At 69.7% G+C, this 13383-nt stretch carries 10 protein-coding genes; 2 read left to right on the forward strand and 8 right to left on the reverse strand.

The window, feature by feature from the left end:
• Positions 1-15: 15 nt before the first annotated feature.
• The 4 genes from MK786_RS15400 to MK786_RS15415 form a co-directional block, all read right to left on the reverse strand.
• Positions 16-1491: an aspartate ammonia-lyase gene (locus MK786_RS15400; protein WP_241113112.1), complete on the reverse strand. Its 1476-nt coding sequence runs from the start codon at positions 1489-1491 to the stop codon at positions 16-18.
• Positions 1492-1630: 139 nt separating this feature from the next.
• Positions 1631-2539: a metallophosphoesterase gene (locus tag MK786_RS15405; RefSeq protein WP_241113113.1), complete on the reverse strand. Its 909-nt coding sequence runs from the start codon at positions 2537-2539 to the stop codon at positions 1631-1633.
• A 48-nt stretch (positions 2540-2587) separates the two neighbouring features.
• Entirely contained in the window at positions 2588-2920 is a 333-nt protein-coding gene (locus MK786_RS15410) for a peptidase (RefSeq protein WP_241113114.1), read from the reverse strand.
• A complete protein-coding gene (locus tag MK786_RS15415) occupies positions 2917-4218 on the reverse strand; it encodes an inorganic phosphate transporter (RefSeq protein ID WP_241113115.1) in 1302 nt (433 codons plus the stop codon). The genes MK786_RS15410 and MK786_RS15415 overlap by 4 nt, the downstream gene beginning before the upstream one ends.
• 188 nt (positions 4219-4406) lie before the next feature.
• Here MK786_RS15415 and MK786_RS15420 point away from each other — a divergent pair, with 188 nt between their 5' ends.
• A complete protein-coding gene (locus MK786_RS15420; protein WP_241113116.1) occupies positions 4407-6530 on the forward strand; it encodes a S9 family peptidase in 2124 nt (707 codons plus the stop codon).
• Between the two features lie 398 nt (positions 6531-6928).
• Entirely contained in the window at positions 6929-7840 is a 912-nt protein-coding gene (locus tag MK786_RS16505) for an endonuclease domain-containing protein (RefSeq protein ID WP_241113117.1), read from the forward strand.
• A gap of 185 nt (positions 7841-8025) precedes the next feature.
• Here the strand turns inward: MK786_RS16505 and MK786_RS15430 are convergent, their stop codons facing one another.
• The 4 genes from MK786_RS15430 to MK786_RS15445 form a co-directional block, all read right to left on the reverse strand.
• Positions 8026-9054 carry an ATP-dependent 6-phosphofructokinase gene (locus tag MK786_RS15430; RefSeq protein WP_241113118.1) on the reverse strand — a complete coding sequence of 343 codons (1029 nt, stop codon included), beginning with the start codon at positions 9052-9054 and terminating at the stop codon, positions 8026-8028.
• Between the two features lie 79 nt (positions 9055-9133).
• The gene (locus tag MK786_RS15435) at positions 9134-10216 is read right to left on the reverse strand and encodes a hypothetical protein (RefSeq protein WP_241113119.1); all 1083 of its coding nucleotides are present in this window, start codon (positions 10214-10216) and stop codon (positions 9134-9136) included.
• 90 nt (positions 10217-10306) lie between these two features.
• The gene (locus tag MK786_RS15440; protein ID WP_241113120.1) at positions 10307-12460 is read right to left on the reverse strand and encodes a DEAD/DEAH box helicase; all 2154 of its coding nucleotides are present in this window, start codon (positions 12458-12460) and stop codon (positions 10307-10309) included.
• 200 nt (positions 12461-12660) lie between these two features.
• Positions 12661-13311, reverse strand: a complete 651-nt coding sequence (locus tag MK786_RS15445; protein ID WP_241113121.1) for a hypothetical protein — start codon at positions 13309-13311, stop codon at positions 12661-12663.
• Between the last annotated feature and the right edge of the window lie 72 nt (positions 13312-13383).

The raw sequence follows: 13383 nt of genomic DNA on the forward strand, positions 1-13383 counted from the left end.
GGACCGATGCGGCAATCAGATCTGCGGGTCGTCGACGATGACCTCGGAGGTCTTGTCCACGACCGGGATGGCTGCGGTGATCGTCTCGAGACCCGACAGGCGCGCCGGCGACAGCTGCTTCGTCACCTCTTCGCGCGACATCAGCTCGGCCTCGACGACGAGGTCGGCGACGTTGCGCCCTGTGAGGAGGGCGGTCTTCGCGAGCGCCGCGGCCGCCGCGTAGCCGATGAAGGGCGTGAGCGCGGTGATGACGCCGACCGAGGCGCCGACCATCGCGCCGAGACGCTCATGGTTGACCGTGATCCCGTCGACGCAGTTGACCCGCAGCGTGTGCATGCCGCGTCGCATCCACGTGATCGACTGGAAGATCGAGTGCGCGATGACCGGCTCGAACGCGTTGAGCTGCAGCTGCCCGCCCTCGACGGCCATCGTCACCGTGAGGTCGGCGCCGGCCACCGCGAAGGCGATCTGGTTGACCACCTCGGGGATGACCGGGTTGACCTTGCCGGGCATGATGCTCGAGCCCGCCTGTCGCGCCGGCAGATTGATCTCGCCGAGACCCGCCTGCGGACCCGACGACAGCAGACGCAGGTCGTTGCAGATCTTCGAGAGCTTGATCGCGTTGCGCTTGAGCGACGACGAGAACGACATGAAGGCACCGGTGTCGCTCGTGGATTCGACGAGGTCGGTCGCGAGGTCGAGGTCGAGTCCGCTGATCAGGCGCAGGTGGCCGAGGACGGCTTTGCCGTAGTCGGGGTGCGTCGTGATGCCCGTGCCGATGGCCGTGGCGCCCATGTTGATCTCGTAGAGGAGGTACGCGTTCTCCTTGAGGCGGCTGTAGTCCTCACCGAGTGTCGTGGCGAATCCGTGGAACTCCTGGCCGAGGGTCATCGGCACGGCATCCTGCAGCTGCGTGCGGCCGACCTTGAGCACGTCGTGGAACTCGACGGCCTTGGCGAGGAACGCGCGGCGCAGCAGATCGAGCTCTTCCAGCAGCGTCTGCAAGTCGAGGCCGAGGCCGACCTTGATCGCCGTCGGGTAGACGTCGTTGGTGGACTGGCTGCGGTTGGTGTCGTCGATCGGCGAGAGGAAGGCATAGTCGCCCTTCTCGCGTCCGGCGAGCTCGAGCGCGATGTTGGTGATGACCTCGTTCGCGTTCATGTTGGTCGACGTGCCCGCGCCGCCCTGGATCACGCCCACGACGAACTGGTCGTGGTACTGACCGTCGATCACGAGCTGCGCAGCACGGTCGATCAGGTCGGCCTTCTCCGGGGAGAGCACGCCGATGTCGCGGTTCGCGCGGGCCGAGGCCTGCTTGACCATCGCGAGCGCTTTCACGAGGTCGCGGTAGACCGAGATCGGCCGCTTCGAGATCGGGAAGTTCTCGAGCGCCCGGGCAGTGTGGATGCCCCAGTAGGCGTCGGCGGGGATCTCAAGGGATCCGAGGGAGTCGGTCTCGGTGCGAGTGCGCGTCATTGCGTCCAGAGCCATGGTGATGTGAATCCTTGTGGGTCGGTCACGGCGGTGTGTGAGGGATGCCTTCACCCTACGCTCGCCCGGTGTGAGACGCGTGTGTACTCGGGGTACACCGGTCACCGTGCGGTATACACCGCGTCTAGCGCGACGGAGCTCAGCTCGGCTTGCGCGAGAAGGCCTCGAGCCGCTCTTCAGGGGTCAGCCGCGACATCCGCTCGACCCACTCCGCCGAGAAGTAGTCGCCCGTGGGGGCATCGACGACCGGCACGACGGCGTGCGTGATCGTGTCGTCGTAGACGTGGACGAGGTGGAACGACTGACCGGCGTCCATACCGTTCACGTCGACGGCCGGGCGGGCCAGGTTCATCGTGTAGCAGGTGGCCGCGGCGACGCTCACGGGGACGCCCGCGAAGGTCCCGCTCGTCGAGTAGTGCAGGTGCCCCGCGAGGATGGCCCGGACGTCGGTGCCCGCGATGACCTCGGCGAGCCGGCCCTGATCGCGGAGCTCGAGGATGTCGAACAGCGGGACGTGCGACGGCAGCGGCGGATGGTGCAGGGCGAGGATCGTGCCGAGTGGCGCCGGTGTGGACAGCACCTCGCGCAGCCAGGTGAGCTGCGCGGTGTCGAGGTCGCCGTGATGCCAGCCCGGCACGGTGGAGTCGAGCGCGACGAGGCGCAGGCCGCCGAGGTCCCACACGCCGGTCACCGGCTCCTCGGTGGGCTCGAGGTCGAGCAGCTCGCGCCGCAACGCGGGGCGCTCGTCGTGATTGCCGGCCACCCAGACCACCGGCGCGTCCAGGCGCGCCGCCACGGGTGCGACGGCCGCGCGCAGCGCCGCATAGGCCTCGGGCTCGCCCAGGTCGGTCAGGTCACCCGTGAAGACGATGGCATCGGGACGGATGCCGGTGGCCTCGGCCGCCTCGAGTGCGCGCCGGAGATTCGCCGCAGTGTCGAAGCGTCCGCCGAGCGCCCGATCGCCGGCGAGCAGGTGCGTGTCGCTGATGTGCAGCAGCGTGCGCCGCGCGGGAGGATACTGGCCGAACTGGACGGGGGCGGCTGGCATGCCTCTCAGCCTAGGCCGCGCCCTCGACGTGACGCGGGGAACGTCGCCTCAGTGGTTGAAGACGATCAGCAGCAGTCCGCCGAGCACCACGGCACCCGCGACGCCGAAGGAGAGGTACGCGCCGACGAGGGCGACGCGCTTCTGGCCGTCGGTGAGAGGACTCTTCTTGGCGGCCTTGGCGGCGGCCTTCTCGGCGCGACGCGCTTCCTTCTCGGTGATCACCGTGATCGCGTCGGTGAACTCCGCCGGGGCGACCACCGGGGCGCGACCGGCACGCACGAGCAGTCGCAGGCCGACCGCGTACGCGCTCACCACGATCGTGGCCGCGAGGAACGCCGCGATGAACACCTGCACGAACGCGATCCAGTTGATGACGATCATGCGCCGGCTCCGTCCCTCGGCCCGCGGGAAGATCGCTCGGCGGCCTTGGCGGCCTTGGCGGCCTTCTTGGCCTCGGCGGCCTGCGCGGCCCGCTGGCGCGCCTCGTCGCGCGCGATCGCACGCTGACGGCGCGTGGGCGGGGGGTTGCGCTTGACCTTGACGGCCTTGCCGGAGTGCGCGACTTCACTCATGGCGTTGCCGGCATTGACCTCGTCGCGGCGGGAGCGCAGGAACAGCCCGGCGATGATCGCCACGGCGAGCACCGCGTCGACGGCGATGCCCCACACGCCGAACCACACGACCAGCAGGGCGGCGAGTGCGCCGACCCCGCCGGCTGCGGGGAGCGTGAGGATCCAGCCGATCATGATGCGGCCCGCGGTGCGCCACCGCACCTTCGAGCCGCGGCGCCCGAGGCCCGAGCCGATCACGGAGCCCGAGGCGACCTGCGTGGTCGACAGCGCGAAGCCCAGGGCGCTCGACGCGAGGATCGTGGCGGCGGTGGAGCTCTCCGCCGAGAAGCCCTGTGCGGGCTTGACGTCGGTCAGTCCCTTGCCGAGGGTGCGGATGATGCGCCAGCCCCCCATGTAGGTGCCGAGGGCGATGGTCACGGCGCAGGCGACGATGACCCACAGCTCGGGCTCGTCGCTGGTCTGCCAGCCGACCGTGATGAGGAGGAGCGTGATGACGCCCATCGTCTTCTGCGCGTCGTTCGTGCCGTGAGCGAGCGCCACCAGCGACGACGTGAAGATCTGGCCCACCCGGAAGCCGTCGCGACCGTCGGGCTTGCTGTCGTAGCGGCGCGTGATCGCGTAGGCGAGCTTGGTCGCCGTGAACGCGATGATCCCGGCGGTGAGCGGGGCGATGACGGCCGGCAGGACGACCTTCGAGACCACCACGCTGAAGTTCACGGCCGTCGCGCCGACGCCGACGATCGTCGCTCCGATGAGTCCGCCGAAGAGAGCGTGCGACGAACTGGACGGCAGACCCAGCAGCCAGGTGATCATGTTCCACGTGATCGCGCCTATCAGGCCCGCGAAGATCACCGCCGGGAGGATCGACGACGATATGTCCTCCTCATGGATGATCCCGCCCGAGATCGTCTTCGCCACCTCCGTCGACAGGAACGCACCCACCAGGTTGAGCACCGCGGCCAGCAGCACGGCGACCTTCGGCTTGAGGGCACCCGTGGCGATGGGCGTCGCCATCGCGTTCGCGGTGTCGTGGAATCCGTTCGTGAAATCGAAGAACAGCGCCAGCGCGATCGTCAGCACGACGATGATGAGGGTTGCGGTTTCCACCGTTCGCTTTCCGAAGAGGGGGTGTGGAGAGGAGTGCCGACGGGATCGGCGTGACGAACGAACAGTTCACCGTGAGTTCAGGTACCGGCAACCGGCCAGAAGAATCCTTACACCGCCCTCGCCTCCGGTCAACTTGACAGGGCCTCTCACAGGTACAGCGCAGGCCGGCGGGGTCTAGCGTGGATGCCGTGACCGTCCACGACATCCCTGCCGCAGCATCCGCCCCCGTCGCCGACTCGCGCCCGATCGTGCGCACCCACCACGGCGACGACGTCGAAGACCGCTACGAGTGGTTCCGGGCCAAGGACGACTCGGCCGTCATCGCGCACCTCGAGGCCGAGAACGCCTACACCGACTCCCGTACGTCGCACCTGGCCGGATTGCGCGAGCGCATCTTCGAGGAGATCAAGGGTCGCACCCTCGAGACCGACCTGTCCGTGCCGACGCGGCGCGGGGACTGGTGGTACTACGGTCGCACCGTCGAGGGCGAGCAGTACGGCATCCAGTGCCGAGCTCCGCTCTCCTCGCCCGACGACTGGACGCCGCCGGAGCTCTCCCCCGATGTCGACGTTCCGGGAGAGCAGGTGCTGCTCGACAGCAACGTCGAGGCCGAGGGCCACGAGTTCTTCTCCCTCGGGAGTTTCGAGGTCTCGACCGACGGCCGGCTGATGCTCTACGGCGTCGACGTAGCCGGCGACGAGCGGTACACGCTGCGCGTGCGCGACCTCGCGACGGGCGAGCAGCTGCCCGACGTGATCGAAGGCACCTTCGCCGGCGCGACGTTCTCGCCCGACGGCCGCTTCATCGTGTACACGACCGTCGACGATGCGTGGCGCCCCGACACGGTCCGGCTGCACGAGCTCGGCACCCCGGTCGACAGCGACGAGAAGCTCTATCACGAGCCCGACGAGCGGTACTGGGTCGGCGCCGGCTTCACGCGCAGCGACCGCTACCTCGTGATCGAGATCGGCTCGTCCATCACGTCCGAGGAGTGGCTGCTCGACGCCGACGACCTGCGCGGCGAGCCTCGCGTCGTGTGGCCGCGGGCGGAGGGCGTCGAGTACGAGTCCGCGCATGCCGTGATCGACGGCGAGGACGTGCTGTTCATCCTCCACAACGACGGGGCACTCGACTTCGAGCTGGTCCGGGTCGCGGCATCCGATCCCGCCGGTGATCGCTCCGTCGTGATCCCCCACCAGCCCGGCCATCGCCTCCTGGGCGTCTCGACGTTCCGCGACTGGGGCGTGGTCGGCTACCGCCGCGGCGGACTCCCCCGCCTCGGCATGCTCGACTACGCGAGCGGCGCGGTGAGCGAGATCGAGTTCGACGAGCCGCTGTACTCCGTCGGCACAGGAGGCAACCCCGAATGGGCGCCGCCGCTTCTGCGCCTCGGCTACGGCTCGTTCGTCACGCCGGGGACTGTGTTCGACTACGACGTCGCCACGGGCGAGCGGCTGCTGCGCAAGCGCCAGCCGGTGCTCGGCGGGTACGACCCCGACGACTACGCGCAGGCACGGGTGTGGGCGACCGCCCAGGACGGGACCCAGATCCCGATCTCGCTCGTCTGGAAGCGTTCCTTCGGCGACGCCGGCGCCGCGACCCGCCCGGTGCACCTCTACGGGTACGGCTCGTACGAGCACTCGATCGAGCCCGGCCTGTCGATCGCGCGGCTCTCCGAGCTCGACCGCGGCGTGCTGTTCGCCGTGGCGCACGTCCGCGGCGGCGGCGAGATGGGCCGCCAGTGGTACGAGGATGGCAAGCTCCTCAGCAAGCGCAACACCTTCACCGACTTCGTCGACTGCGCCCGCCACCTGATCGACAACGGGTACACGACGCCGACGCAGCTGGTCGCCGAGGGCGGATCGGCCGGCGGCCTGCTGATGGGCGCCGTCGCGAACCTCGCCCCCGAGCTGTTCGCCGGGATCCTCGCCGTCGTGCCGTTCGTCGACGCCCTCACCACGGTGCTCGACCCGTCGCTGCCGCTGACGGTGATCGAGTGGGACGAGTGGGGCGACCCGCTGCACAACCCCGACGTGTACGCGTACATGAAGTCGTACTCGCCGTACGAGAACGTGCGGACGGATGCCTCGTACCCGAAGATCCTCGCCGTGACCTCGCTCAACGACACGCGTGTGCTCTACGTCGAGCCGGCGAAGTGGGTTGCGCGCCTGCGCGAGGTCGGCGCCGACGCGCTCCTCAAGTGCGAGATGGTCGCCGGCCACGGCGGCGTCTCCGGGCGCTACAACTCCTGGCGCGAGCGGGCGTTCGAACTGGCCTGGCTGCTCGACACGCTCGGCGTCGCCGACGCCTGACCCGGGGTCGGGTCAGGTTCGGGGAGCGGATGCCGCGGCATCCGCTCCCCTTCGTTCTTGTCAGCGCAACCCGTTGGTATGGCGACGCCACTTGCCCGCAACAGGTGTTCTGGCGAGTGCAGGTCGATTCGCCGCCAGTTCGCCTACCTTCGCCGGAACACCTGTCCTCGGCAAGGAGCCGGGCGCTGCCCTTCGCGCGAGCCCGTCGCCCGGTGCAGGTGATCTGGCGCATGCAGGTCGGATTGACGCCCATCGCCCTCCCTTCGCCAGAGCACCTGTTCTGGGGAGGGTGGAGCCGAAGGTCGGCGACTCCTCCACCGAGGAAGGGAACGGAACGTCTTCCCCCGATCATCGGGACAGAATGCCTGACGCCGCTCTTCGGAGACAGGCTGGGCAACGTGGCTCAGATCGTCGAACCCGCCATCGTCGCCCGGCGCCGAGCGCTCATTGCATGGACGCACCGGCGACACGGCGTGAGCCACACGTCGGATGCGCGCGCAGCGGGCTTCAGCCGGTACGAGATGGCCGACGCCGTGTCCACCGGCGGGCTCGTGCGTGTCCGTCGGTCGTGGCTCGTCACGCCGGACTGCGATCCTCGGCGCGTCATCGCCGCCTCCCACGGCGGCCGCGTCACGTGTGTGAGCGCCGCCGGACTGCTCGGGCTGTGGGTCCCGCCGACCGAAGACGATGCCGGCGGCATTGCTCAGCCCATTCACGTCGCCGTTCCCGGCACCTCCTCACGACATCCGAGCGACGACACCGTGCTCCACTGGGCGACCGGACCGGCGCCGGTCGGCCGCAACATGACCGATGAGCCGATCCTCAACGTGCTGTTCCATGTCGCCCACTGCCTGCCGCGATCGGACGCGCTCGCGGTGTGGGAGTCGGCGATTCGGAAGAAGCTCACCGACCCGGCGGTGCTTCGTCATGTTGCTTGGCGGCGAGCGGAGGCGATCGCCTTGGCCGACCTCGCGTCGTCACTGTCCGACTCAGGTCTCGAGACGCGCTTCGTCGACGGAATGCGGCAGGCTGGAGTGTCGGTTCGGCAGCAGATCTGGATCGACGGTCATCCGCTGGATGGACTCATCGGCGACTCGCTCGCCGTTCAGCTCGACGGCTTCGAGCACCACGGCAACCCGAGCGCCCGGCGCCGGGATCTCGCCGCCGACGCACGTCTGGTCACGCGCGGCTTCGTGGTCCTCAGGTTCGACTACCAGCAGGTGCTGTTCGGGTGGGACATCGTGCGGGAGACGGTACTGACGGCGATGGCCCAGGGCGCACACGAGCGACCCGTCGCCCGGTACAGGTGATCTGGCGACCGCAGGACACCTCGGGCAGGTGCCGCCCTGCGCTCGGCAGAACACCTGTTCTCGGCGAGTGGCGAGGTGGAGGTGGAGGTGGAGGTCGAGGTGGAGGTGGCGAGGTCGTGGTGGAGGTGGGGGTGCCGGTGACGGATGCCGCGGGACGGCGATCCGCGGAACCCCCGCCGCCAGGCTCAGCCGAAGAGCGCGGCGGCCTCTTCGTAGCGATACAGCGGCACGGTGTTGAGCTCGCCGAGGGCGTCGGCGAACGGCACGCGCACGATGTCGGTGCCGCGCATGGCGACCATCTGGCCCCAGGCGCCGTCGACGACCGCGTCGGCGGCGTGGAGGCCGAGGCGGGTCGCGAGCACGCGGTCGAAGCCCGAGGGCGAGCCGCCTCGCTGGATGTGGCCCAGCACGGTCGAGCGCGTCTCGATGCCGGTGATGCGCTCGATCTCGGGCGCGATGATCTCGCTGATGCCACCGAGGCGCGGACGATTGAAGGCGTCGAGGCCCTTGTCGCTGTAGGCCTCGTCCATGCCCTTGAGGGTGAAGCCCTCCGATACGACGATCAGCGGCGCACGGCCGCGGTCGTGGGCGCGCGAGACGAGGGCCGCGATCTCGTCGATCGACATCGGCACCTCGGGGATGCAGATCGCGTGGGCACCGGCGGCCATGCCCGCGTGCAGGGCGATCCAGCCGACGTGGCGGCCCATGACCTCGGCGACCATGCAGCGCTGGTGCGAGTCTCCGGTGGTGCGCAGGCGGTCCATCGCGTCGGTGGCGATGTTCACGGCGGTGTCGAAGCCGAAGGAGTAGTCGGTCGCCCGCAGGTCGTTGTCGATCGTCTTCGGAACGCCGAGTACGTTGATGCCGTCGTTCGAGAGGCGATTCGCCGCCGCGAGGGTCCCCTCGCCGCCGATCGCGATGATGCCGTCGAGGCGGTGGCCGTACATGGTCTTCGCGATGTTCTCGGCGCCGCCGCGGGGCCCCTCGTACGGGTTCGTGCGGGAGGTGCCGAGGATCGTGCCGCCGACCTTCGAGAGGCCCTTGACCTCGTGACGCGTCAGCGGGAAGAAGTCGCCGTCGACGACCCCGCGCCAGCCGTCGCGGATGCCGACGAACTCCAGGTCGTACGTCGTCGTCCCCTTGAGCACGACGCCGCGGATGACCGCGTTGAGTCCGGGGCAGTCACCGCCGCTGGTCAGGATGCCGATCTTCATAGCTGTGTTCCTCGCTGTCGGGAGAAGAGGGTCGGCGACGCTGCCTCCCCCGACATTAGCCGCACTGCCACCCGCCCTGCTACACGGGTGAGGCCGCTCGCCACTCATCCTCGTGCCGCTCCCACCGGACCGCCTCCGCGGGCCGATCCAGCGTCCCGCGGAACCAGAAGGTCTCGTCGGGATTCCAGCCTGCGAGCACCGTCGCCCGTTCATCGTCGAGCTCGATCGGGCGCGTGGCCGTCGTCAGATAGCCGAGCACGGTCAGATGCACCGCGTCGGCTTCGACGGCGACGCTTCGCCAGTCCGGAATCGTCCACGCCCCCACCCGACCGGTCACTCGGAACCAATCGTGACGGCGTGCCGCCGAAACGTCGAGCGGATGCCTCCGGCAGAGGTCCGCCCAGTCCTCGGGGCCCGTGATCTCGATCACTCGCGCCGGGTAAGCCTCGACGGGCGTTGCGACGGCGGAGTCGTCGCCGAAGGAGTCCTCTTCGAACCAGAGTCGCGCGGGTCCTTGCCGGCCGAGCGATCGGGTGGTGCGCACGAGGTCGTGTGGCGGAATCGACCACCATATCCCTGACCAGTTCGCGTTCGGGTCGGAGGCGCGCTCGCGGGCGGCATGCTCCTCGTCCTCCATCGTGCGTCGGTGCCACTCGTTCAGCGACCCGGTGAGGTCGTCGGGTGCGCGTCCTGCGCCATCCCACGGCGCGGCCCACTGATCGTCGACAGCCACCGGGGTCGTCCACCACTGCGCGCCGGGCGACGCGGCGATGAGCTCAGCGATCGGCCGCAGCGCCTCGGATACCTCGGGGGTGGCCGCGAGCAGATCCTCACCGTCCGGCCGCTGCCAGTACATGGCGCGGTCGACACTGGCCCCGAGGGCCTCGCGCAACCGCTCTTGCGTGGGCAGCGGGAGCGTGACCGAGCGCAGCGCCGCGGCCGCCTCTCGCGGCCCTGCCGGCGGTGGCTCGGGCGCCGCACCGTCGCCGATCGTGAGGAGCGTGCCTCGGTCCGCGGGATCGGATGCCAGGTGCGCTGCCCAGAACAGCGCTGCCGAGGCATCCCTGCCCGCCTGCGTGTCGTCCGCGCACGCACGCGCGTACTCGAAGCACAGGCGGCGGCCGCGCGGTCCGGAGAGCAGCAGTTCGGCGTCGAAGGGCATTCCGCCACCGTATCGGGCACAGCGAAGGCGCCCGCCGGCATGCAGCGGGACGGGCCTAACGGGAATCGAAGCCGGACCCGAACCCGACCCTCAGTCCGCGCCGAGCGCCTGACGTGTCAGGTGCATGAGCGCAGACAGCTGCACGGAGTCGCTCGACTGCGGGTCGACGGCCTCGCCGTCGAGCGCGCGGGCGGCGAGGCCCTGCTTCGAGTCGATGAGCTCGGCGATCTTCGTGTCGATCGTGTGCGCGGCGATGATCCGCCAGGCGGTCACGGGCTCATCCTGACCGATGCGGTGCACGCGGTCGATCGCCTGGGTCTGCTCGGCGGCCGTCCACGACAGCTCGGCGAGCACGACGTTCGACGACGCCTGCATGTTGACGCCGACGCCCGCCGCGGTGAGCGAGCAGACCGCGATGCCGACGTCCGGGTCGCTGTTGAAGGCATCGATCGCCTGCTGCCGAGCGGTCGTAGCCTGGTCGCCGCGCAGTGACACGGTCTTGAGACCGGCTGCGGCGAAATGCGCCTCGGCGGCGTCCATCACGTCGATGTGCTTCGCGAAGAAGACCACCTTGCCCACCGAGCGCTGCAGCTGCACCGCGTAGTCGGCCGCGAGGAGCGCCTTGGCCTGACCGATCTTGCGCACCATCGTGAACACGTTCTCGGAACCCGTGCCGGCGGCCTTGGACTCCTCGAGCTCGTTCTGCGCGACGAGCCGCACGATGTCGCCGTCGACCTCGCCCGGGGCCAGGCCGCGGTCGCCGCGCGCCTCGATGATGCGGCGGTAGCGGGCGGCGAGCCGCTCGCCGAGCTCGCGCTCGGCCTGGCGGATCGACCGGCCGTACTCGTCGTCGAGTTCGACGGGGAGGTCGGCGATGAGCTTGTCGGGCAGGTCGGCCGCGACATCCTTCTTCTTCCGCCGCACGATGCCCATCGAGATCACGGCGTCGCGGGCCTCGGGGTAGAACGCCTTGTCGGCGGGGGTCAGCCCCGTCTCGTCGAGCTTCTCCATCAGCACCGGACCGGGCTTCTCACCTGTCGTCCAGCCGAGGAAGCGCCAGATCGCGTCGAAGTCCTCGACGTCGTTGATCAGCGGCGTTCCCGTGAGCGCCAGCAGCAGCGGGTTGCGCACCTGCTCGCGGATGCGCGAGGCGAGGGCGAGCACATTCTGCGAGCGCTGCGACGTGAGGTTCTTGATGAAGTGCGCCTCGTCGACGACCATGCCCTTGAGTCCGAGATCGCCGAGCCACGACAGGTGGCGGTCGAGGATCTCGTAGTTGACGATGAACACGTCGGCGAACGCGTCGATGTTCTCGCCGTCGCCGTGGATCACGGTCGCGCGGCGCTGCGGGGTCCAGCGCTCGACCTCGCGTGCCCAGTTCATCTTGACGACATTGGGGACGACGGCGAGCAGCGGGTAGGCATTGGCGACGGATGCTGCGAGCACCGACTCCGCCGTCTTGCCGAGGCCCGGCTCGTCGGCGAGCAGGAAGCTGCGGTGCCCGTGGCGCACGGCCTCGAGGAACCGCGACTGGTGCGGCATGACCTCGAGGTTCTTCGGCGACAGGCGGTCGAACTCGGGGACGGGCGGCAGGTCCATCGTCGCGCTTCCGCCGCCGGCGCCGGTCTCGAAGGCCTTGTAGAGCGGGCCCATGAGCTCCCAGCCGTCCAGACGGCGGCGCGGGGTCTCCTTCGGCGCACGGGCAGTGAGGTCGGGGGCAAGGAACGGGTTCGCCTCGCGGCGCGCCTCGACCTGCGGCGGGACGACCTGGCGCTCGGCGAGCGCTGCGGGCACCACCGTTGCGGCGACAGGGGCGACGTCGGTGATGATGAGCTCGTCGGGCGGCAGCTCGGCCCCGGACTCGAGCAGCCAGTCGCGCCGCATGCGGCGTGCGACGGGCGACGTGGCCTGGTCGACCTCGAGCAGCTGGATGAGCGACGTGTCGCGCGCTGCGGTCTTGGCGAGGATGGTCGCCACCCCGTCGAGCCGCTTGAGCAGCTCGGCGCGGGCGGCGTCGGTCACCGAGGTGTCGGACTTCACTCGGGCGCGCTCCTCGCGCACCAGGAACGCGATCACCTGGAACTTGACGCGGTTGGTCGGCCCGAGCTTGCCTCGCTGGGCCTTGGCCTCGACCTCGCGCACCTTGCGGGCGAGGATCGGGATGATGGGCGCCTCGTCATCGCGACGCGAGGAAGACGACTTCCGGCGTCGCTGAGACGTCTGGGCGGGTGCCGTGGGCGGCATGCTCCTCCTGAGCGTGAGTGCCGGGGATGCCGGCGATGATCGGTGCGAGACCGAAGTTCTGCGATGCTCCCGCGGGCGGCGCAAGCGCCGTCGCGAACGCGGGACGGGTGGTTCTCGCCGACGGCCACGGGCACTCGCTTCAGCGAGCTGTGGCGTCCCCAGCGGATTCCCTGCGGCCCAGTCTAGCGGAATCGGGGGTCTCAGCCCCAGAGCGTGTCGACGATGTCTTCGGTGTAGCCGTCGGGGTGGAAGTTGATCCACGCCGTCGACACCCAGCCACCACCGCCGACGTAGTGCGTCTCGCCGCTGGTGTACTCCTCGTCGTCGAGCGTCACACCCTTCTGCTCCATCGAGCAGATGGTGCCGTCGCCGAGCGTGGTGCAGTCGAACCCGCCGGAGCGGAGCTGCTCGTCGACGAACGCCGTCTGGTCGGCGTCGACGGCGGTCACGTTGGTGGCGAGGCCGAACTCGCTCGGCTGGCCCCACGAGCAGCGCAGCGTGGGAAGCCCGCTGTCGATGACTTCGAGCAGGTCGACGTCCTGCGTCGAGAGCATCGTGACGCCGGGGTCGTTCAGCGGCGGGTTCTCGTCCTCGAGTGTCGCGAGCATCCCCGCCGAGTAGATCTCCTCGCACGTGGCCGGAACGACGAACGCGGCAGTGGTGGGAGTAGGCGTGGCAGTGGGAGTGACCGTCGGGGTCGCCGTCGCTGTCGTGGTCGGCGTCGCCGAAGAGGTCGGCGACGCCGACGGCTCGGGCTCGGGCCGGCAGCCCACGAGCGACGCCGCGATGGCGATCAGCGCGACGGCTCCGACCAGCGTGCGGCTCGCGTCTCGGCGACGGCCCTGCGACATGACATCCCCCTGGATCCTCTGTGGTGCGCCTTCGACCCTACGCCGTGACGAGCCGTCAGTGTGTCGGCGCAC

It is taken from the genome of Microbacterium sp. CFH 31415 (assembly GCF_022538185.1).
GTDB lineage: Bacteria > Actinomycetota > Actinomycetes > Actinomycetales > Microbacteriaceae > Microbacterium.

Coding starts and splice junctions, on each gene's coding strand:
- MK786_RS15445 (WP_241113121.1), bottom strand. CDS start 13,311: ATGTCGCAGGGCCGTCGCCGAGACGCGAGCCGCACGCTGGTCGGAGCC.
- MK786_RS15435 (WP_241113119.1), bottom strand. CDS start 10,216: ATGCCCTTCGACGCCGAACTGCTGCTCTCCGGACCGCGCGGCCGCCGC.
- MK786_RS15400 (WP_241113112.1), bottom strand. CDS start 1,491: ATGGCTCTGGACGCAATGACGCGCACTCGCACCGAGACCGACTCCCTC.
- MK786_RS15405 (WP_241113113.1), bottom strand. CDS start 2,539: ATGCCAGCCGCCCCCGTCCAGTTCGGCCAGTATCCTCCCGCGCGGCGC.
- MK786_RS15410 (WP_241113114.1), bottom strand. CDS start 2,920: ATGATCGTCATCAACTGGATCGCGTTCGTGCAGGTGTTCATCGCGGCG.
- MK786_RS15430 (WP_241113118.1), bottom strand. CDS start 9,054: ATGAAGATCGGCATCCTGACCAGCGGCGGTGACTGCCCCGGACTCAAC.
- MK786_RS15440 (WP_241113120.1), bottom strand. CDS start 12,460: ATGCCGCCCACGGCACCCGCCCAGACGTCTCAGCGACGCCGGAAGTCG.